The organism is Streptomyces sp. S.PB5 (assembly GCF_030403745.1).
Taxonomy (GTDB): Bacteria; Actinomycetota; Actinomycetes; order Streptomycetales; family Streptomycetaceae; genus Streptomyces.
Window position 1 is genome coordinate 346,205 of the sequence record NZ_JAQMWP010000006.1, and the last position, 18,287, is coordinate 364,491.

Consider the following 18,287-nt stretch of genomic DNA (forward strand, 5'->3'; position numbering starts at 1 on the left):
TGTGAGTAGTTACCGCCCCCACCAGCACGATCACACTCCGTGTGGTCAGCGCAGCTGCGCCGGGGCCTCCATGGCGATCTGCTCGAAGACCTTCTCGTCCGTGGCGAAGTCCGAATCGGGGATCGGCCAGTGGACGACGATCTCCGTGAAGCCCAACTCCCGGTGCCTGCCCGCGAACTCCACGAACGCGTCGAGCGACTGAAGCGGCCGACCGCGGTCCGGGGTGAATCCGGTGAGCAGGATCTTGTCGAGGCCGGCCGCGTCACGGCCGATCTCCGCGCAGGCGTCGGCGAGCTTCTCGACCTGCCCACGAATGGCTTGAATCGACTGTTCAGGAGTGCCGTTCTCGTGCAGCTTTGGGTCGCCCGTAGTCACCCACGCCTGTCCGTACCGGGCGGCGAGCTTGAGTCCGCGCGGGCCGGTGGCCGCCACCGCGAAGGGCAGCCGGGGCCGCTGCACACAGCCCGGGATGTTCCGCGCCTCGTGCGCCGAGTAGAAGTCGCCCTCGTACGACACCCCGTTCTCGCCGTCTTCGGTCAGCAGCCGGTCCAGCAGCCGCACGAACTCCGCGAACCGGTCGGCCCGCTCACGCGGTGTCCACGGCTCCTGGCCGAGCGCCGTGGCGTCGAAGCCGGTGCCGCCCGCGCCGATGCCGAGGGCGACGCGGCCACCGGAGATGTCGTCGAGGGAGATCAGTTCCTTGGCGAGGGTCACCGGGTGCCGGAAGTTCGGCGAGGTCACCAGGGTGCCCAGCCGCAGCTGGTCGGTGACGGCCGCGGCGGCGGTCAGCGTCGGCACGGCACCGAACCACGGGCCGTCCCGGAAGCTGCGCCAGGACAGATGGTCGTAGGTGTACCCGGTGTGGAAGCCGAGCTCCTCCGCTCGCTGCCATGCCTCACGGCTCCCCTCGTTCCAGCGGCGGTACGGGAGGATCACGGTGCTCAGACGCAGACTCATGGTTCGAGCGTATGCGGCTGAACGGGTTTCACGTGAAACAGTCACCGAAGGTCATCGGGTACGGCCGCTGAGCCATGGGCTGAGCCCGACCAGGATGAACTCCTTGTGCACGCGGTCGCCCGGCAGCGGGACCATCAGGAAGTTGCCCGGCGGGAAGCGGCGCGACTTGACCCAGGCACGGCCGTCGTAGAGGGCACGCAGGAAGGCGGGCACGTCGTCGCGGGCGATGTCGGGGCATTCGATGCCGTCGACGGTGATCAGCGCGTCGTCGTCCGGGAACAGCCGGACGTCCACCCGGGGGCGGCCGCCGAGCTCGACGTATGCCTCATGGGGCAGGGAGCCGTCCGGGTCCGCGGTGACGCCGACGCCCGCAGAGGTGCGGCGAGAGGTCTGGTCGGCGCCGATGTCGTGGGTGACCTCGATCTCGAGGGCGTACTCGGCCGCGAGGGCGCGGAGCGCGGTGACGGCGGCCTCGGTGGTGGGCAGATGGTTCCCTCGGTGGTCCATACCACTGATCATGCCGGAAGCCGGTTCAGTGCGGCTCGGGAAACCGCAGGTACTCCGGCGGCACCGCCTTGGTCAGCCACACCCCGTTCGCGCTGACGTGGAAGACATGGCCGTCGCGGTGCATCGCGCCCGTGTCCACGGAGAGCACGACGGGCCGGCCGCGGCGGGCGCCGACACGGGTCGCCGTCTCCCGGTCGGGCGAGAGGTGGACGTCGTGGCGGTTCATGGGCCTGAGACCCTCGGCGCGGATCGCGTCCAGGAAGCGGTCCACGGTCCCGTGGTAGAGGTACGGCGGCGGGGTGGACGGGGGCAGTCCAAGGTCCACCTCGATGCTGTGCCCCTGGCTGGCGCGGATCCGGCTGCCCTCGATCGCGAAGCGCTTCTTGTCGTTGGCCGCGACGACGTGGTCCAGCTCCTCGCGGGTGAACCGGAAGTTGTGCGCGGCGGCCGCGGCGATCAGTACGTCGATCTCGACCCAGCCGGCCGCGTCGAGCTCCAGCCCGATCCGCTCGGGCTGGTGGCGCAGATGCTTCGAGAGGTACTTCGACACCTTCACGGTGCGTCTTTCGTCCATCCGCTCAGCATGACGGGAGAGACGCGCGTCACGCATTTTGTTTTGGCTGGGAGGTTTGATCCACAACCAAGTCAAGTTATCCACAGGCTACTTGGAGTTTCTGTGGACAACTCGCTGTCATGTCAGCCCTCTTCGTCAAGATCGGCTGGGGGACGCAGCTTTGACGTGAGCGCGTCCAACCTCCTTGCCCGCACCTCCCGTTCAGCCGCCAACGCGATGAACTCCGCCGCCCGCTCACCCCCAACCAGCCCCTCCACCGCCCGTATCGTCTCCTCGGGCAGGGCCACCGAGCGTGACGGAAAGTGTGGTTCCGGCACCTCGCCCCCTCCCAGGTGCCGCCGCAGCTGCCGTACCGCCAACAGCCGCATCGCCCGCGCGAGTTCCGCGTCCACCGTCTGCTGTGCGAGCGGACGCAGACGCCGTACGAGCGAGGCCGCTTCCGCCGCGTCTGCGTCGGTCGGGCGGTGCGGTCCGTCGAGGTAGCGGGCGAAGACGTGCTCGGTGGTGAACTCCAGGAAGCGGGCGGCGATGTGCTCGACCTGCCCCCTCAACTCCCGCAGATGGCCGGAGATCGCGGACAGCGGCACACCGGCGGCATGCAACTCGACCGCCACGGCCAGCTCTTGAGGGCTCGGCACGACGAAGAGGTCCTCGTCCCCCGGCACCGGCTCCAGCACGCCGAGCTCCACGGCGTCGGCGACGGCCGCGTCGTCGGGGCTGCCGCCGAACCGCTCCTCCAACTCGGCGCGCGAGATCCGTACCGCCTCCTCGTCGCTCCACGGCCCGTCGACCTCGGCGACCAGCCCGAGCACCCCGCCGAGCCCTCGGCCGGCGTCCCAGGCCTCCAGGAGCTCCTTGATGGAGGCCAGGGTGTAGCCGCGGTCGAGGAGGCCGGCGATCTGGCGCAGCCGGACGAGATGGGCGTCGGAGTAGAGGTTGGCCCGGCCGTGCCGCTCGGGACGGGGGAGCAGGCCGCGGTCCTGATAGGCGCGGATGGTGCGGACCGTGGCCCCGCTGAGGTGGGCCAGGTCCTCGATCCGCATCGTCGGTAGGTCACTCATGCAACTGTCCTCGAACAGGCGCCCGTGGTTACAGCGGTGGTTCCATCCGTGCGATCGCCCGCAGCGCACGCGGTGCGAACCGGGACAGCAGATGCGCGCCGCGCGCCTCGGGTGTCACCGGCACCACCGCCTCGTTGCGCACGACCGCTCGCAGGATCGCGTCGGCGACCTTCTCCGGCGGGTAGTTGCGCAGCCCGTACAGCCGCGCCGACCGCTTCTGGCGCCGCTTCTCCTCGGCGGCGTCGACTCCGGCGAAGCGTGCGGTCGCGGTGATGTTGGTGTTCACGAAGCCGGGGCAGACCGCGCTCACCCCGATCCCCTGACCGGCCAGCTCCGCGCGCAGGCACTCGCTGAGCATCAGCACCGCCGCCTTGGAGGTGCTGTATGCGGGCAGTGCCTTGGAGGGCTGGTAGGCCGCCGCGGAGGCGGTGTTGACGATGTGGCCGCCCTGTCCGCGCTCGGCCATCTGCCTGCCGAAGAGTCTGCAGCCGTGGATGACGCCCCACAGGTTGACGTCGAGGACCTTTCTCCAGTCCTCCGGGCTGGTGTCGAGGAAGGAGCCGCCGAGGCCGATCCCGGCGTTGTTCACCAGGACGTCCACCACGCCGTACTCGGCGGCGACTTTCACGGCGAGCTTCTCCATGGCCTGCTCGTCGGAGACGTCGGCCGTCTCCGCCCAGGCCTCGGGGGAGCCGATCAGCCGGGACATCTCGGCGGTGCGGGCCGCGGCCTCCGCGTCCCGGTCGACGGCGATCACGCGCGCGCCGGACTCGGCGAACGCATACGCCGTCGCCCGCCCGATGCCGCTTCCCGCGCCCGTGATCAGCACGAGCTGTCCGCCGAAGCGGTCGGCGTACTTGCCGGTGGTCGCCTCGACGGTCCTGCCGCCCTCGTTGGCGTTCACGAACTCTCCGATCCAGGCGGCCAGTTGGTCGGGCCGCGAGCGCGGTATCCAGTGCCGGGCGGCCAGGGTGCGCCGGGTCAACTGCGGAACCCACTGCTCCAGTTCGTCGTAGAGCCGCTCCGACAGGAACGCATCCCCGAGGGGCGTGATGAGCTGCACGGGCGCGTGCGCGTACGCGTCCCCGCGCGGGCGCCGCAGCCTCGCCCGGACGTTGTCCCGGTACAGCCACGCCCCGTGCGCGGCGTCCGTGGGCAGCGACGAGGTCGGGTAGCCGTTGCCGGGGACCCGCTCGAAGCGCTCCAGGAGGCGCGGCCAGGTCTTGCCGAGCGGGCCGCGCCAGGCCAGTTCGGGCAGCACGGGCGTGTGCAGCGCGTACACGTACCAGGACTTGGCGCCCTGGCCGAGGAGCTGGCCGACCCGGCGCGGGGTGGGGCGCTTGAGGCGGCTGTTGATCCAGTGCCCGAAGTGGTCCAGGGACGGCCCGGACATGGACGTGAAGGAGGCGATACGGCCCTCGGTGCGGGCGACGGTGGTGAACTCCCAGGCCTGCACCGAGCCCCAGTCGTGCCCCACCAGATGGACCGGCCGGTCCGGGCTGACCGCGTCCACCACGGCCAGGAAGTCGTCCGTCAGCTTCTCCAGGGTGTACCCGCCCCGCAGCGGCCGCGGGGCCGTGGAGCGGCCGTGGCCCCGGACGTCGTACAGCACGACATGGAAGCGGTCGGCCAGCCGGGACGCGACGTGCGACCACACCTCCTTGCTGTCCGGGTAGCCGTGCACCAGGACGACCGTCGGCCAGGACGGGTCACCGAGCTCGGCGACGCACAGCTCGATGCCGCCGGTCCGTACCCGGCGCTCGCGCGCACCTTCCAGAGCCATGCCGGTCACTCCCCCTCCGCCCAGCGCCGCACATGCGGCAGATCGTCGTCCAGCCAGAACGCGCTCTGTTCGGGGTCCTCGGAGTCGGTGACGACGAGGATCTCCTCGAACTTCGCGCCCGTGCCCCGGAATCCGAGGTGCGGTTCGACCGCCCACAGGCCCGGCTGCGGCGGATGGTCGGAGAAGCGGTACGGCGACCACAGCGGCGACCAGCCCTCGCGGTGTCCGTGCAGGGCGTCGGCCGCCAGGCCCTTGAGGGACTGGGTGCCGAACCCGAAGACCTTCGGTGACCAGCGGCGCTGCTTGACCCGGTCCACCTTGTGGGCGATCACACCGAAGGGGTACGCGCGGTGCCGGTTGGCATAGCCCTGGCGGACCATGAGGCGGTCCACGTCCTCGTAGATCTCGCGCAGCGACCGACGCTCGCGCACCTCGCGCAGGATCAGCTCGCGGTGCGCGCGGAGGTCGTCCATCAGCTTGTCCTGCACCGGGTTGACGCCCAGCGAGCCCGAGTAGCCGATGTCCGCCGTGTACCCCTCGTGGACCGGGGCCATGTCGAGGATGAACGGCATCCCCGGCTCCAGGCGGCGGTCGGTTGGGAAGAACTGCAGCGGGATGCGGAAGTTCACGAACGCCGTGCGGTCACCGAACCAGGCGAAGGGGAGGTGGAACCAGTCCCGCACTCCGCGCTCGCGCAGCCACTCGCGCTGCATCCGCGCCGCCTCGCGCTCGGTCACCCCGGGTTCCAGACGGGCCGCGACGGCCTCGGCGCACTCGTACGCCAGCCGCTGCACCCTTCTGAATCCCCGCAGTTCAGCGGTCCGGTCCTCGGTCACTGCCGTCGTCATGCCACTCCGCCCCACCCAGTCCGCGTCGACTGCGCTACGTGTCCGTAACTTGACATCAGCGAATGTGACAGTTGTTAGAGGCAGCGTCAATAGGCGGGGTCGAGCCTGTGGAAAACTCCCCGGCAGCCGCCCGGCAGGGCTTTCGCGTAGCTCTCAGGCATGGCATCCCCTAGGGATCCGTACAACTGGAGTCTGACGCGAAGACAGCTCTGCGGTGTGACGACCGCCGTGGCGCCGGTCACTACTGTCGAAGACGTGACTGTGATCGCGACCGAAAGCCTGAGCAAGCGGTTCCCCCGGGTGACCGCGCTTGACCGGCTGACCATGGACATCGGGCCCGGGGTGACCGGACTCGTCGGAGCCAATGGAGCCGGCAAGTCCACCATGATCAAGATCCTGCTGGGTCTGTCCCCCGCCACCGAGGGCCGCGCCGAAGTGCTCGGACTCGACGTCGCCACCGACGGCGGCGCCATCCGCGAGCGCGTGGGCTACATGCCGGAGCACGACTGTCTGCCGCCCGACGTCTCGGCGACCGAGTTCGTCGTCCACATGGCGCGCATGTCCGGCCTGCCGCCCGCCGCCGCCCGCGAGCGCACCGCGGACACACTGCGGCACGTCGGCCTGTACGAGGAGCGGTACCGCCCCATCGGCGGCTACTCGACCGGCATGAAGCAGCGCGTGAAGCTGGCCCAGGCCCTGGTCCACGACCCGCAGCTGGTCTTCCTCGACGAGCCGACCAACGGCCTCGACCCGGTCGGCCGCGACGACATGCTCGGCCTCATCCGCCGCATCCACACCGACTTCGGCATCTCGGTCCTGGTCACCTCCCACCTCCTGGGCGAGCTGGAACGCACCTGCGACCACGTCGTCGTCATCGACGGCGGCAAGCTCCTGCGCTCCAGCTCCACCACCGACTTCACCCAGACCACGACCACCCTCGCCGTCGAGGTCACCGACACCGACCGGCATCCCGACGGCACCCGCGCGGTGCGCGAGGCGCTCCACGCGCGCGGGGTGGAGGTCCTCGAAGCCGGCAGCGCCCTGCCGGGCTCCGGCCACATCCTGCTGCTGACCGCACAGGGCGAGGAGACCTACGACGTCGTCCGGGACACGGTCGCCGACCTCGGCCTCGGCCTGGTCCGCATGGAGCAGCGCCGGCACCACATCTCGGAGGTCTTCAAGGACGACCGGCAGACCGAGGCACAGCAGCCGAAGGAGGCCGTCAGCCATGGCAATTGAGCACCCGGTCACCGGCCCCGCGGGCGACCAGACCCGCATCCACAACATCGGCTACCGCAGCTACGACGGCCCCCGCCTCGGCCGCTCCTACGCCACCCGGTCGCTCTACTCGCAGTCCCTGCGCGGCGCCTACGGCCTCGGCCGCTCGGTGAAGTCCAAGGTGCTGCCGATGCTGCTCTTCGTGGTGATGTGCGTACCCGCGGCCATCATGGTCGCCGTCGCGGTCGCCACCAAGGCGAGCGACCTGCCGGTCGACTACACGCGCTACGCGATCATCATGCAGGCAGTCATCAGCCTCTACGTCGCCTCCCAGGCCCCCCAGTCGGTCTCGCGCGACCTACGCTTCAAGACCGTGCCGCTCTACTTCTCGCGGCCCATCGAGACCGCCGACTACGTCCGCGCCAAGTACGCGGCGCTGGCCTCGGCGATGTTCATCCTCACCGCGGCCCCGCTGCTGGTGCTCTACGTGGGCGCGCTGCTGGCCAAGCTGGACTTCGCGGACCAGACCAAGGGATTCGCGCAGGGACTCGTCTCCGTGGCACTGCTCTCGCTGCTGTTCGCCGGAATCGGCCTGGTCATCGCGTCGGTCACCCCGCGCCGCGGCTTCGGCATCGCCGCCGTGATCGCCGTCATGACCATCTCCTACGGTGCGGTCTCCACCCTCCAGGCCATCGCCGACGCCCAGGGCAGCAGCAGCGCCGTCCCGTGGATCGGTCTGTTCTCGCCGGTCACACTCATCGACGGCCTCCAGACGGCCTTCCTCGGGGCGAGTTCGGCCTTCCCCGGCGAGGTGGGCCCGAGCAACGGCGAAGGGGTCGTCTACGTCCTCGCCGTCCTCGGTCTGATCGCCGCGAGCTACGGCCTCCTGATGCGCCGCTACAAGAAGGTGGGACTGTGACCACGCTCCAGATCGACCACGTCTCCCGCTGGTTCGGCAACGTGGTCGCCGTCAACGACATCACCATGACGATCGGCCCCGGCGTCACCGGCCTCCTCGGCCCCAACGGCGCCGGAAAGTCCACCCTCATCAACATGATGGGCGGCTTCCTCGCCCCCTCCACCGGCACCGTCACCCTCGACGGCGAGCAGGTGTGGCGCAACGAGGCCATCTACCGGCACATCGGCATCGTCCCCGAGCGCGAGGCGATGTACGACTTCCTCACCGGCCGCGAATTCGTCGTCGCCAACGCCGAGTTGCACGGCCTGGGCGCCAAGGCCGCCCAGAAGGCGCTCGCCACGGTCGAGATGGAGTACGCCCAGGACCGCAAGATCCAGACGTACTCCAAGGGCATGCGCCAGCGCGTGAAGATGGCGAGCGCCCTCGTCCACGACCCCTCGCTGCTCCTGCTCGACGAGCCCTTCAACGGCATGGACCCGCGCCAGCGCATGCAGCTCATGGACCTGCTGCGCCGCATGGGCGACGACGGCCGCACGGTCCTGTTCTCGTCCCACATCCTCGAAGAGGTCGAGCAACTCGCCTGGCACATCGAGGTCGTGGTCGCCGGACGCCACGCGGCCAGCGGTGACTTCCGCAAGATCCGCCGCCTGATGACCGACCGCCCGCACCGCTATCTGGTCCGCTCCAGCGACGACCGCGCCCTCGCGGCCGCCCTGATCGCCGACCCGTCGACGTCCGGCATCGAAGTCGACCTCCAGGAAGGCGCCCTGCGCATCCAGGCCGTCGACTTCGGCCGCTTCACCACGCTGCTGCCCAAGGTCGCCCGCGACCACGGCATCCGGCTGCTCACGGTCTCGCCGTCCGACGAGTCCCTCGAGTCCGTGTTCTCGTATCTGGTCGCGGCGTAGGAGGCCGAAGATGTACGACCCCACAGTCGCCCGACTCACCTACCGGGCCCTGCTCGGCCGCCGCCGGGCCCTCATCCTGGCGGCCCTGCCCGTCCTGCTGATCGTGATCTCCGTGATCGTGCGGGGTCTCGTCGGCGCCGACGACCAGACCGCCGCCGACCTGCTGGGCGGCCTCGCGCTCGCCACCATGGTGCCGATCATCGGCGTCATCGCCGGCACCGGCGCGATCGGCCCGGAGATCGACGACGGCTCGGTGGTGTATCTGCTGTCCAAGCCGATCAAGCGGCCGACGATCATCTTCACCAAGCTGATCGTGGCGATCGCCGTGACGATGGTCTTCTCCGCGCTGCCCACCCTGATCGCGGGCTTCATCCTCAACGGCAACGGCCAGCAGATCGCCGTCGCCTACACGGTGGCCGCACTGGTCTCCTCCATCGCCTACGCCGCGCTGTTCCTGCTGCTCGGCACGGTCTCCCGGCACGCGGTGGTCTTCGGCCTCGTCTACGCACTGGTCTGGGAGGCCCTGTTCGGCTCCCTGGTCGCCGGGGCACGCACCCTCAGCGTCCAGCAGTGGTCGCTTGCCGTGGCCCACAAGGTCACCGGCGGAGACCTGGTCACCTCCGACGTCGGACTGCCCACGGCGACCGTGCTGCTGGTCGCGGTGACCGTCCTCGCCACCTGGTACGCGGGACAGAAGCTCAGGTCGCTGACGCTGGCGGGCGAGGAGTAGACGCCCGGCTTATTGACGGGGGCTTCACCCCTGTCCGGGCACACTGGATCGACGGGGATGCACTGCTAGGAGGAACGGGGATGGCGGACGCGCACTACGACGGACAGGCACGCTCAGGTGACGACACCTGGGACGACCTCGTCCTGGACGAGGACTTCATACGCTCCGCGGAGACCTCCGAGCCGTCCGCCCGGGCCCGTATGCTCGCCGCCCGCTGGCGCGACGAGAAGCCCGAACCGCAGCCGTGGCGCTCCGACGAGCCGCCCGCGGGCTGGTTCTTCAGCAAGGCGCGCCGCAAGTGGTGGAAGCGGTAGGGAAACCCACGGCAGCAGGCGAACACCCGGCCGATTTATTCGGTGGCGCCCAACTCGGCGTACAGGCACGATGGTTGTGTCCACGCCGGACAGCGACTCCGGCGCCACATTCTGGGAGAGGAGCCGGGCGATGTCCATGCACGACAGTACGTCCAGCTCCCGTCAGGGCAGTCCGCGGCGGGTTCCGGTGTAGTTACGCCACCGTCGAACCCCGCTCGCGGGGAACTGCCCGGGGCGGCCGCTTCGAGCACGCGATGTCGCTCTCGCGTGGGCCGCCCACCCGGAGGATTGGCCGAGTGGCAAGGCACCGGCTTGCGCTGTGTTCACTCCAGAGCAAGTCGTGGTCGGGTTAACGCCCGCGCACGTTCGATCCGTGCATCCTCCGCAAGCTGTTCGAGCAAGAGTGACCGGACCCCCTCAACCCAGCAGACGCTCCAGCACCACAGCGATCCCGTCCTCCTCATGGGAGGACGTCACCTCATCGGCCACCGCCTTGAGCTCCTCATGCGCGTTGGCCATCGCCACACCGTGAGCCGCCCAGCCGAACATCGGAATGTCGTTGGGCATGTCACCGAAGGCAATGGTGTCCGCGGCCTTCAGCCCCAGCCGCCGCGCCGCCAGCGACAACCCCGTCGCCTTCGACAGCCCCAGCGGCAGCAGCTCCACGATGCCCGCACCGGCCATCGCGACGTTCACGAACCCGCCCGCGGCCTGCCGGGCGGCCCTCGCCAGCTCGTCGTCCGACAGCTCGGGATGCTGTATGTAGATCTTGTTCAGCGGGGCGGACCACAGATCGGCCGCGTCCGTGAACGCAGTGGCGGGCAGATCGCCGGTGAGCGCGTACCCCTGCCCGACCAGCACCTCGCCGTCGAGGCCGTCCCGGCTCGCCGCGAGATACAGCGGCCCGACCTCCGCCTCGATTTTCGCGAGCGCGACCCCCGCCAGCTGCCGGTCCAGCGTCACCGAGGTCAGCAGACGGTGCTCACCGGCGTCGTACACCTGTGCGCCCTGGCCGCAGACCGCGAGGCCCTGGTAGCCGAGGTCGTCGAGGATGTGCCGGGTCCACGGCACCGCGCGGCCGGTGACGACGATGTGCGCCGCACCGGCCTCGGTGGCCGCCGCGAGAGCGGCACGCGTGCGCTGCGAGACCGACTCGTCGGAACGCAGGAGCGTTCCGTCGAGGTCGGTCGCGATCAGCTGGTACGGGAAACCCCCGGCCGAGGACGAGTCGCTCACTTGGCGACCGGCTCCAGCACCTCACGCCCGCCCAGGTACGGACGCAGCACCGGAGGCACGTACACGGAACCGTCGGCCTGCTGGTGGTTCTCCAGGAGCGCCACGATGGTGCGCGGTACGGCGCACAGCGTGCCGTTGAGCGTGGCGAGCGGCTGGACCTTCTTGCCGTCGCGCTGGCGCACCGACAGACGGCGGGCCTGGAAGCTGTCGCAGTTGGAGGCCGAGGTCAGCTCGCGGTACTTGCCCTGGGTCGGGATCCACGCCTCGCAGTCGAACTTGCGGGAGGCGGAGGCGCCCAGGTCGCCCGAGGCCACGTCGATGACCTGGAAGGGCAGCTCCAGGCCGGACAGCCACTGCTTCTCCCACTCCAGGAGCCGCCGGTGCTCGTTCTCGGCGTCCTCGGGGGCGACGTACGAGAACATCTCGACCTTGTCGAACTGGTGCACGCGGAAGATGCCGCGCGTGTCCTTGCCGTACGTACCGGCCTCGCGGCGGAAGCACGGGGAGAAACCGGCGTAGCGCAGGGGGAGCTTCTCGACGTCGAGGATCTCGTCCATGTGGTACGCGGCGAGCGGGACCTCGGAGGTGCCGACCAGGTAGTAGTCGTCCTTCTCCAGGTGGTACACGTTCTCCGCGGCCTGGCCGAGGAAGCCGGTGCCCTCCATGGCGCGTGGGCGGACCAGCGCGGGGGTCAGCATCGGGATGAAGCCGGCCTCGGTGGCCTGGGCGATCGCCGCGTTGACGAGCGCGAGCTCCAGGAGCGCGCCGACGCCGGTGAGGTAGTAGAAGCGCGAGCCGGAGACCTTGGCGCCGCGCTCGACGTCGATGGCGCCCAGCGCCTCGCCGAGCTCCAGGTGGTCCTTGGGCTCGAAGCCCTCGGCGGCGAAGTCGCGGATGGTGCCGTGCGTCTCCAGGACGACGAAGTCCTCCTCGCCGCCGACGGGCACGTCGGGGTGGACGAGGTTGCCGAGCTGGAGGACGAGGCGCTTGGTCTCCTCGTCGGCCTCGTGCTGCTCGGCGTCGGCCGCCTTGACGTCGGCGGCCAGCTGGCCCGCCTTCTTCAGGAGCTCGGCCTTCTCGTCGCCGGTGGCCTTGGGGATGAGCTTGCCGAGGTTCTTCTGCTCGGAACGCAGCTCGTCGAAGCGGACACCGGACGACCTGCGCCGCTCGTCCGCAGACAGGAGGGCGTCGACGAGTGCGACGTCCTCTCCACGGGCGCGCTGGGAGGCGCGCACTCGGTCGGGGTCCTCACGAAGCAGGCGAAGGTCAATCACGCGGCCAAGGCTACCGGTGCCGCATGTGAGCCCACGACTCGCTATTCCGAACTACTCCTTACGTACCGCTATGGGTGAATTGCCCTCTTTGTTCATTCGCGTCAATAAAGGGCCTCTCACTCCCTGGAACGAGGCAAGGGGTTAACTCCAGGTTGACTCGACTCCCTTGCGGGGGACGGGACTTGGGGGGCGCTCTGTCCACAGGAATCCACAACCCGAATGAGTTATCCACAGGGTGTGCGAAAGATCTGTGGATGTCGGAAGTGATCATTCCGAATCGGCTCGACCGGGCCGAGAATTCCCGATCCAAACCCTCTTCGCGCCCACTTTCGGGTGGAAATGGGTCGCTCCAAAGGATTGATCGATGGAAACGGGTGGACGAAGGGTGACCTGTGAGGCTGTGGACGGCCTGGGGGGCTGTAGGGCGATTTATCGACTAGGTAGCACTTCCGTGTCGACTTGTCCCCAGGTCGAGACAAAGCCCTGTGGATAACTTCTGTGGATAACAAAAATATGCAGGTAGGAACGGCAGGAAACCCGCAGTACCCCTGCCGGACTCTTGCTAGAAACGTCCGTCCTGGCAGCGCGCGACCCAGTCCGCGGCCGCCACGAACTCGTCGTCCGACGTCCCGCGCAGCGGCGGATGGATGTCCGCCGTGGTGACATCCGCACGCGGGTACGAGCCGAGGTATCGCACGTCGAGGCAGATCCGCTTCAGCCCCATGAGGGCTTCGGCGACCCGGCGGTCGGAGATATGGCCCTCGGCGTCGATGCAGAAGCAGTAGTTGCCGATGCCGGCGCCGGTGGGCCGGGACTGCAGCACCGTGAGGTTGATGCCGCGGGTGGCGAACTCGCCGAGCAGGTCGCGCAGACCGCCGGGGTGGTCGTCGCGCTGCCACAGCACGACGGAGGTCTTGTCGGCGCCGGTGGGCGCGGCGGGCCGGGCAGGCCTGCCCACCAGTACGAAGCGGGTCTGTGCGTTCTCCGCGTCGTGGATTCCGGTCTCCAGTGCCTCCAGGCCGTACCGGGCGGCCGCGAACTCGCCCGCGAAGGCGGCGTCGTACTGCCCCTCCTGGACCAGTCGCGCGGCGTCCGCGTTGGAGGCGGCGGACTCCCAGTGGGCGTCCGGGAGGTTCTTCTTCAGCCAGTTGCGGACCTGCGGCTGGGCGGCCGGGTGGGCGGAGACCGTCTTGATCTCCGACAGTTTCGTGCCGGGCCGGGCCAGCAGCGCGAAGGTGATCGACAGCAGTACTTCGCGGTAGATCATCAGGGGGGCGCCGGCGACCAGCTCGTCGAGGGTGGTGGTGATCCCGCCCTCGACGGAGTTCTCGATCGGCACGAACGCGGCCTCGGCCTCACCCGCGCGCACGGCGTCCAGCGCGGACTGCACGGACACGTACGGGATCAGCTCCCGGGTGGCCGTCTCCGGAAGGGTGCGCAGGGCGACTTCGGTGAAGGTGCCTTCGGGACCGAGATACGCATAGCTCGCTGGCATGACCTCACCCTAATGGGCCTTGCGAAACCCGGTGCACTCGTCTCACGACTGCCCCTCCGCGGAGTGAACCGGCGTGACCGCGGGGCCGCCGCTGACGTTCGCGTGAAACCCGAGCCCAGCCCGCCTCACCCCTCCAGCAGCCGCTGCCCCACGTACTCCCCTTCCGCCGCCCCGCCCGGCACCGCGAACAGTCCGCTCGACTCGTGCCGGATGTACTTCGACAGGGCGTCCCCGCGATCGAGCTTGCGCTGCACGGTGACGAAGCCGCGCAGGGGATCGGCCTGCCAGCACACGAACAGCAGTCCCGCGTCCGGCACTCCGTCGCTGTCGATGCCGTCGTGGTACGAGAACGGGCGCCGCAGCATCGCCGCCCCGCCGTTCTGGTCGGGCCGGGTGATGCGTGCGTGGGCGTTGATCGGGACGACCAGGTCGCCGTTGGCGTCGGTCTTCTCCAGGTCCATGTCGGTGGTCTCGGAGCCCCCGGACAGCGGCGCTCCGTTCGCCTTGCGGCGCCCGATGACGTTCTCCTGCTCGGTGAGCGAGAGCTGTTCCCAGTCGTCGAGCAGCATGCGGATACGGCGTACGACGGCGTAGGAGCCGTTCGCCATCCAGGAGGGGTCCTTCGAGCCGGACGACGGTACGAAGATCCGCTGGTCGAAGTCGGACTCGCTCGGCTTCGGATTGCGTGTGCCGTCCATCTGGCCCATCAGGTTCCGGGCCGTCATGGGGTGGGCGGTGGCGCCCGGCGAGCGGTTGAAGCCGTTCATCTGCCATCGGACGCGCGCCGCGCTCCCGGCGTCCTTCTGGATCGCGCGCAGGGCGTGGAAGGCGACCAGGCCGTCGTTGGCGCCGATCTGCACCCACAGGTCGCCGTTGCTGCGTGTCTTGTCCAGCTGGTCGGAGGAGAAGTCGGGCAGCGGGTCGAGGGAGACCGGCCGCTGCTTCTCCAGTCCGGTCCGCGCGAAGAAGCTGTGCCCGAAGCCGAAGGTGATGGTGAGGCCCGACGGCCCCGCGTCCCGGGCGACGTCCGTGTCGCCGGTCGCCGTCCCCTCGCCCGCCATCAGCCGTCGTGCCGTCTCGGACCAGCGGCGCAGCAGAGCCGCCGCGCCTTTGCGGCCCGCGCCCGCCGTCAGGTCGAAGGCGACGAGGTGGCCGCGGGCCTGGAGGCCCTGGAGGATGCCGGGCTGATGTTTCCCGTGAAACATCGCCTCGTCGGTGCCGACGGAGGCGAGCGGAGTGGCCTCGGCGGGGCGGGCGGCATACCCGACGGCCCCGCCGGCCGCACCGAGCACGAGCCCGGTGGCGCCGGCGGTCCCGAGCAGGCGGCGGCGCGAAACGCCCTCCTTGAGGGCGGCGTTTTCCGCAGCGCCGTCATCAAGTGCCTTCTCGGGAGTGCGGGCCTCCGGAATGGACTGGTCAGCCATGGTGGTTCAGCCGATCTGCGCGTTCTTTGAAACGGTGGTCTGGTCGATGTCGGAGGTCCGCACGGTCACGGCGATCTTCCAGTCGCCCGCCATGGGGAGCTGGACGCCGGCGGCCGTCCAGTGACCGGTGGTGATGTGGTCGGGGACGACGGGCAGCGGCCCGATGTCCTTGGCCTCCAGAGTGAAGGAGACCTTCACCTCGGGTACGTCGAAGGCCCGTCCGTTGGGCCGTTCCACGTAGACGTGCATCTCGTTGGCGCCCACGCGCGCGGGGTCGAGGTCGATCCGCACGAGCCCCTTGCCGTCCTCGCCGCCGGTGTCGAACGGCATGTCGAGGGTGAGGGCGCCCGAGGACGACGTGGAGGAAGAGGACGAGGACGATGACGAGGTGGCCGCCTTGGCCTCCTGCTCGGTGCGGCCGGGCTCGGTCTGGGTCAGCACGGTCGTCACGGCGAGGAGCACGACCGCGACGCCCGCTTCGGCGAGCACCGAGCGGCGCAGCCCGAACCGGTCGGGGTCGGCGTCCCGCTTCCGCTTCTGTCGGGCCGCGTCGACGGCGGCCCGCTGCCGGGCGAGCTGCGCGGCACGCTTGGCGTCTCCGGCCGCGGCACTGGCGGTGACGTGCTCCTTCTCCCGCTCTTCCGCGGCCGCCGGAGCCTTGGCGGTCGCCGTCGCGTCCCCCAGCCGCGCCGTCCAGCGCCGCGAGATCCACGCGATCCCGACCAGCAGTACGACGAGCCCGATCTTGACGAACAGCAGCTGCCCGTACGTCGTCTCGGTGAAGGCCGACCAGGAGCCGAGCTGTCGCCAGGACTGGTAGATGCCGGTGGCGACGAGCGCGAGGACGCTGCCAAAGGCGAGCCGGGAGAAGCGCTGGACGGCTGCTCGCTCGATCGGGGTCTCCGACCGGTACAGCGCCACCAGGAGCGTCGCGAGGCCGCCGAGCCAGGCGGCGACGGCCAGCAGATGCACCACGTCGACCGGCATGGCGATCTCGGTCTGGAGGCCGGTCGAGGCGTGCTCGGCCATCGCCCAGCTCGCCGCGATCCCGGCGGCCACGACGGTGCCGCCGATCGCGAGCCCGAAGGTGAGGTCCCGCTTCTCCTCGTCCTCCCGCTTGTCATAGGCCCCGAAGAGCACGGCGATGAACAGTGCGGCCGCGGCGAGCAGCAGCAGCCGGGAGACGAGCGAGGCGCCGGTCTTGGTCTGCAGCACCTGTCCGAGCAGGCTGAGGTCGAAGACGTCGCCGAGCTTGCCGGTGCTGGTGTAGGAGCCGCGCAGGAGCAGCAGCAGAAGCGTGGCCGCGGTCAGCGCGAGCCAGCCGGAGACCACGAGGCGCTGCACGGCCCGTACGCCGGAACCGCGCTGCCAGCAGGCGAGGACGAAGGCGGCGCCGCCCACGAGGACGATGAACCCGGCGTAGGAGACGTACCGCCCGAAGCCGTAGAGCCAGCCGACGAGCCCGCCGCCGGCGGTCTGGCCGGAGACCGAGACGGTGGTCTTGGACGGGGCACCGATGGAGAAGGTGTAGGCCCCGGCGACGGGGTGGCTGTCCTCGGAGACGACCTGGTAGGTGACGGTGTAGGTGCCGTCGGGCAGGCCGCTGTGCAGGCCCACGGAGTAGGTCGTGCCGCTGACGTTGGAGGGTTCGGCGGTGTCGACGCGCTTGCCCTTGGGGTCGAGCACCCGCAGTGAGTCGCCGGACGTCGCGACCTTCTCGGAGAAGGTGAGCGAGACCTGGGTCGGAGCCTTGTCGACCACCACCCCCTGCTGGGGGTCGCTGCCGGTCAGCGCGGCGTGCGCGGAGGCCGGTGCGGCACCGGCGAGAAGCAGTCCGGTGGCCGCGACGAGCAGCAGCACCAGGTTCCGGACGCGGGGGGCGATGGTCGGTGTCAAGGTGGTCCCTCCCTCAGTGCCCGGTCTTCGGGTTGTACGTCGCGGACTTCACCGGCATCTCGACGGTCACCGGGTCGGACTGCGCGAAGTGCAGTTCCACGGAGACGGTCTCGCCCTGCTTCGGCTTCCGCTTCAGGTTCTCGAACATCAGATGGTTTCCGCCGCTCTTGAACACGAGTTGACCGTGGGCGGGCACATCGAGGCTCTTGACCTCCTGCATGGCGGAGTCGACGGTCTCGTGCGCGGTGACCTGGCCGACGTCGCTGGTGACGGAGGTCAGTGCGTCCTTCGTGCCGCCCTTGTTGGTGATCGTGAGATAGCCCGCCGCCATGGAGTCGGAGACCGGCTGGGGCATGTAGGCGGCGCTGACGGACAGTTCGGCCTGGTCGGAGTCCGAGCCGGAGTCCGAGCAGCCGGTCAGCACGAGGGTGCCGGCCAGGGCGACGGGCGCGAGCCGCGTCACGGGGTGCGCGGGCCGCCGTACCGGAGTCACGGGTTCTCCCCCTTGATGAGCTTGGGGAGGTCCTTGGTGTAGTCGTCGACGGTGGCGTCCTCGCCGTAGAGGACGTATCCGCCGTCGGTCTTCGGCGAGAACGCGACGACCTGAGTGCCGTGGGTCGAGACGATCTTGCCGTTCTTGTCCTTGTGCGGCGGCTCGATGGTGATGCCGAGGGTGCGGGCGCCGGCCTGGATGGTGGCGAAGTCGCCGGTGAGGCCGACGACCTGGGCGTCGATGCCCTTGAGCCACTTGCCGAGCGCGGCGGGGGTGTCACGGTCGGGGTCGGTGGTGACGAACACGACCCGCAGCTCGTCCTGTTGCGCCTTGCTCAGCTGCTTCTTGGCGACGGCGATGTTGTTCATCGTCAGCGGGCAGACGTCGGGGCAGTGGGTGTAGCCGAAGTAGATGAGCGTCGGCCGGCCCTTGGTCTGCTCACGGAGGTCGTACTTCTTGCCGCTGGTGTCGGTGAGCACCAGGTCCGGCTTCTCGAACGGCTGGTCGAGGATGGTCGCGGCCTTGTCGGAGCCGGCCTCCTCGGAGACCACGGAGACGGGCGAGTTGCTGTCGTCGCCGCTGCCACAGGCGGTCAGCGTCAGGGAGGCGGCGGCGAGCAGGGCGGCCGCGGCGAACGTCTTCTTGCGCAT

Annotated in this window: 18 protein-coding genes and 1 tRNA gene; 6 read left to right on the forward strand and 13 right to left on the reverse strand. The window is 69.7% G+C overall.

Features of this window, described 5'->3' with window-relative positions; genetic code table 11:
* Positions 1-45: 45 nt before the first annotated feature.
* The 6 genes from PH203_RS18010 to PH203_RS18035 all read right to left on the reverse strand — a co-directional run bounded on the left by PH203_RS18010 (position 46) and on the right by PH203_RS18035 (position 5,730).
* The gene (locus PH203_RS18010; protein WP_289921080.1) at positions 46-957 is read right to left on the reverse strand and encodes an LLM class flavin-dependent oxidoreductase; all 912 of its coding nucleotides are present in this window, start codon (positions 955-957) and stop codon (positions 46-48) included.
* 51 nt (positions 958-1,008) lie between these two features.
* Positions 1,009-1,464, reverse strand: coding sequence for a hypothetical protein (locus PH203_RS18015; protein WP_289921081.1), 456 nt, complete (start codon positions 1,462-1,464; stop codon positions 1,009-1,011).
* A 25-nt stretch (positions 1,465-1,489) separates the two neighbouring features.
* Complete coding sequence (locus PH203_RS18020) at positions 1,490-2,038, reverse strand: RNA 2'-phosphotransferase (protein WP_289921082.1); 549 nt, start codon at positions 2,036-2,038, stop codon at positions 1,490-1,492.
* A gap of 122 nt (positions 2,039-2,160) precedes the next feature.
* Positions 2,161-3,099, reverse strand: coding sequence for a MerR family transcriptional regulator (locus PH203_RS18025; protein WP_289921083.1), 939 nt, complete (start codon positions 3,097-3,099; stop codon positions 2,161-2,163).
* A 28-nt stretch (positions 3,100-3,127) separates the two neighbouring features.
* Entirely contained in the window at positions 3,128-4,882 is a 1,755-nt protein-coding gene (locus PH203_RS18030; protein ID WP_289921084.1) for an SDR family oxidoreductase, read from the reverse strand.
* A gap of 5 nt (positions 4,883-4,887) precedes the next feature.
* Positions 4,888-5,730 carry a M24 family metallopeptidase gene (locus PH203_RS18035; protein WP_289921085.1) on the reverse strand — a complete coding sequence of 281 codons (843 nt, stop codon included), beginning with the start codon at positions 5,728-5,730 and terminating at the stop codon, positions 4,888-4,890.
* 261 nt (positions 5,731-5,991) lie between these two features.
* Here PH203_RS18035 and PH203_RS18040 point away from each other — a divergent pair, with 261 nt between their 5' ends.
* The 6 genes from PH203_RS18040 (at position 5,992) to PH203_RS18065 (ending at position 10,204) form a co-directional block, all read left to right on the forward strand.
* Positions 5,992-6,969 carry an ABC transporter ATP-binding protein gene (locus tag PH203_RS18040; RefSeq protein ID WP_289921308.1) on the forward strand — a complete coding sequence of 326 codons (978 nt, stop codon included), beginning with the start codon at positions 5,992-5,994 and terminating at the stop codon, positions 6,967-6,969.
* A complete protein-coding gene (locus PH203_RS18045; RefSeq protein ID WP_289921086.1) occupies positions 6,959-7,867 on the forward strand; it encodes an ABC transporter permease in 909 nt (302 codons plus the stop codon). The genes PH203_RS18040 and PH203_RS18045 overlap by 11 nt, the downstream gene beginning before the upstream one ends.
* Positions 7,864-8,775 (forward strand): ABC transporter ATP-binding protein, encoded by a 912-nt coding sequence (locus PH203_RS18050; RefSeq protein ID WP_289921087.1) that lies wholly within the window; start codon positions 7,864-7,866, stop codon positions 8,773-8,775. The genes PH203_RS18045 and PH203_RS18050 overlap by 4 nt, the downstream gene beginning before the upstream one ends.
* Before the next feature lie 10 nt (positions 8,776-8,785).
* Positions 8,786-9,505 (forward strand): ABC transporter permease, encoded by a 720-nt coding sequence (locus PH203_RS18055; protein ID WP_289921091.1) that lies wholly within the window; start codon positions 8,786-8,788, stop codon positions 9,503-9,505.
* A gap of 80 nt (positions 9,506-9,585) precedes the next feature.
* A complete protein-coding gene (locus PH203_RS18060; RefSeq protein WP_289921092.1) occupies positions 9,586-9,819 on the forward strand; it encodes a hypothetical protein in 234 nt (77 codons plus the stop codon).
* A gap of 282 nt (positions 9,820-10,101) precedes the next feature.
* A tRNA-OTHER gene (locus tag PH203_RS18065) sits at positions 10,102-10,204 on the forward strand.
* A 32-nt stretch (positions 10,205-10,236) separates the two neighbouring features.
* Here PH203_RS18065 and PH203_RS18070 read toward each other — a convergent pair.
* From PH203_RS18070 to PH203_RS18100, 7 genes are all read right to left on the reverse strand, one after another.
* Positions 10,237-11,055: an HAD family hydrolase gene (locus PH203_RS18070; RefSeq protein WP_289921094.1), complete on the reverse strand. Its 819-nt coding sequence runs from the start codon at positions 11,053-11,055 to the stop codon at positions 10,237-10,239.
* Complete coding sequence (gene serS, locus PH203_RS18075; RefSeq protein ID WP_289921095.1) at positions 11,052-12,329, reverse strand: serine--tRNA ligase; 1,278 nt, start codon at positions 12,327-12,329, stop codon at positions 11,052-11,054. The genes PH203_RS18070 and serS overlap by 4 nt, the downstream gene beginning before the upstream one ends.
* A 562-nt stretch (positions 12,330-12,891) precedes the next feature.
* The gene (gene pheA, locus PH203_RS18080) at positions 12,892-13,824 is read right to left on the reverse strand and encodes a prephenate dehydratase (RefSeq protein WP_289921097.1); all 933 of its coding nucleotides are present in this window, start codon (positions 13,822-13,824) and stop codon (positions 12,892-12,894) included.
* 125 nt (positions 13,825-13,949) lie between these two features.
* Entirely contained in the window at positions 13,950-15,248 is a 1,299-nt protein-coding gene (efeB, locus tag PH203_RS18085) for an iron uptake transporter deferrochelatase/peroxidase subunit (RefSeq protein WP_289921099.1), read from the reverse strand.
* Between the two features lie 6 nt (positions 15,249-15,254).
* Entirely contained in the window at positions 15,255-17,144 is a 1,890-nt protein-coding gene (locus tag PH203_RS18090) for a copper resistance protein CopC (protein ID WP_289921100.1), read from the reverse strand.
* 13 nt (positions 17,145-17,157) lie between these two features.
* Positions 17,158-17,637: a copper chaperone PCu(A)C gene (locus tag PH203_RS18095; protein ID WP_289921101.1), complete on the reverse strand. Its 480-nt coding sequence runs from the start codon at positions 17,635-17,637 to the stop codon at positions 17,158-17,160.
* Positions 17,634-18,287, reverse strand: coding sequence for an SCO family protein (locus tag PH203_RS18100; RefSeq protein ID WP_289921103.1), 654 nt, complete (start codon positions 18,285-18,287; stop codon positions 17,634-17,636). The genes PH203_RS18095 and PH203_RS18100 overlap by 4 nt, the downstream gene beginning before the upstream one ends.

Bases quoted from the DNA above. Each gene is read 5' to 3' on its own strand.
- PH203_RS18010 (WP_289921080.1), bottom strand. From the start codon at position 957: ATGAGTCTGCGTCTGAGCACCGTGATCCTCCCGTACCGCCGCTGGAAC.
- PH203_RS18015 (WP_289921081.1), bottom strand. From the start codon at position 1,464: ATGGACCACCGAGGGAACCATCTGCCCACCACCGAGGCCGCCGTCACC.
- PH203_RS18020 (WP_289921082.1), bottom strand. From the start codon at position 2,038: ATGGACGAAAGACGCACCGTGAAGGTGTCGAAGTACCTCTCGAAGCAT.
- PH203_RS18025 (WP_289921083.1), bottom strand. From the start codon at position 3,099: ATGAGTGACCTACCGACGATGCGGATCGAGGACCTGGCCCACCTCAGC.
- PH203_RS18030 (WP_289921084.1), bottom strand. From the start codon at position 4,882: ATGGCTCTGGAAGGTGCGCGCGAGCGCCGGGTACGGACCGGCGGCATC.
- PH203_RS18035 (WP_289921085.1), bottom strand. From the start codon at position 5,730: ATGACGACGGCAGTGACCGAGGACCGGACCGCTGAACTGCGGGGATTC.
- PH203_RS18045 (WP_289921086.1), top strand. From the start codon at position 6,959: ATGGCAATTGAGCACCCGGTCACCGGCCCCGCGGGCGACCAGACCCGC.
- PH203_RS18055 (WP_289921091.1), top strand. From the start codon at position 8,786: ATGTACGACCCCACAGTCGCCCGACTCACCTACCGGGCCCTGCTCGGC.
- PH203_RS18060 (WP_289921092.1), top strand. From the start codon at position 9,586: ATGGCGGACGCGCACTACGACGGACAGGCACGCTCAGGTGACGACACC.
- pheA (WP_289921097.1), bottom strand. From the start codon at position 13,824: ATGCCAGCGAGCTATGCGTATCTCGGTCCCGAAGGCACCTTCACCGAA.
- efeB (WP_289921099.1), bottom strand. From the start codon at position 15,248: ATGGCTGACCAGTCCATTCCGGAGGCCCGCACTCCCGAGAAGGCACTT.
- PH203_RS18100 (WP_289921103.1), bottom strand. From the start codon at position 18,287: ATGCGCAAGAAGACGTTCGCCGCGGCCGCCCTGCTCGCCGCCGCCTCC.